The 1,391-nt window shown below is 60.5% G+C and carries 1 protein-coding gene; it reads right to left on the bottom strand.

Features of this window, described 5'->3' with window-relative positions; translation table 11 throughout:
• Positions 1–161 precede the first annotated feature (161 nt).
• Positions 162–1,390 (bottom strand): IS3 family transposase gene (locus NX782_RS26180; protein WP_258848433.1). Its coding sequence is split into 2 segments (ribosomal slippage): positions 162–1,081 and positions 1,081–1,390, totalling 1,230 coding nucleotides; the frame shifts between segments, so codons are not numbered across the junction.
• Position 1,391 lies beyond the last annotated feature (1 nt).

The following is a 1,391-nucleotide window of genomic DNA, read 5'->3' as shown; positions in this document are numbered from 1 at the left end:
GAACAATGGAGCCTCTACAAAATCCGGGGCGATTCAATGGTAACTATGAGGGCGTTATGAAAGAACCGGCCAACATTCACATGACGAACGCACAATCTACTCCGGCCGACACGGGGTAATCCAGTGATCTTGCCCCGCTATTCCCGGACACAGCCTAATGCTCAGTTAGCGTCAGTTTCCAGAGCCTGACGGCGTCGCTCTTTTCTAAACATGCGCGGCGATTTGTACCCCAGCGCCGAATGAGGATGCACCTCATTGAAGTGCCTGAATGCGTCGGGCAACTGGGCCAGCACGACAGCGCCGCTGCTGCGGTCCATGCCGCCGACGTAATCGCGTTTAAACGTGTTCACAAAGCTCTCTGCCATGCCGTTCGACTGCGGGCTGTTCACTGGCGTATGCACCGGCTTGATGCCCAGTTGACGGGCCAAAGCATGCGTCTCGGTGGCGCGGAAAGCGCCGCCATTGTCGCTCAAGAATTCCACTGTAATCGCCCGCTCGTCGGTGCTGCCGAAACGCGCTTCCACGGCCTCAATCATCATGTCGCGCACTGGCTCACCAGGCAGTCCGCGGCCGATCCAGGCACGCCAGGCGATGATCTCGCGGTCGCAGCAGTCCTTCATGAAAACGCCAGTCACCACCTCGCCATTGTCGCAGGCGATCTCGAAGCCATCCGAGCACCAGCGCTGGTTCGATTCCTCGACTATCACTTTGCCGTCGTGAGTGCGGCTGCTATCACTACGCCTAGGCGATTTCGGCAGCAGCAAACCCTGTTCCTTCATCACGCGGTACATGCGCTTGTGGTTCACGGGGCGCAGGCCCATCAGGCTGCGCGTACGGTTCACCAGGGCGCCGGCACGGCGATAGCCATAGGTCGGCAGTGCCGTGATCTCGGCGCGTACAGCGTTGGCAATCATCGCGTCGGCGACCGGGTCGAGCCTGGCCACGGTGCGCTTGTCGATCCAATCTGCAGGTCGAGCAAGCAGATCAATCACGTGCGAGCGCGCTACAGCAAGGACAACGCAAACAGGCTTTACTGCCCGTCCTTGTCCAATAAGGGTGAGCGCGCAATCCACTTTTTTTCGCGGGCCAGCTCGACCGCTTCGCGCAGGATCTCCGCTTCCATTGTTTTCTTGCCCAGCATGCGCTGCAGTTGTGCGATCTGGGCGCGTGCCGCTGCCAGTTCGCTTGCCGGCACGACCGATTCACCAGAATGCACCGCGACCAGGGCGCCTTCTCGCTCGAGCTTGCGCCAGTTGAACAGCTGGCTGGCACTGATGCCGTGCTTGCGGGCCACCAGCGATACGCTCATGCCCGGTTCGTACGTTTCCTTGACCAGCGCAGCTTTCTCCTGCACTGACCAGCGGCGGCGTCGCTCTTCGGACACCGTCACG

The sequence above is a fragment of the Massilia norwichensis genome, assembly GCF_024753245.1.
GTDB classification, from domain to species: Bacteria; Pseudomonadota; Gammaproteobacteria; order Burkholderiales; family Burkholderiaceae_D; genus Telluria; species Telluria norwichensis.
Note: the sequence above shows the minus strand (reverse complement) of the source record. Positions and strands in the feature narration are given on the sequence as shown.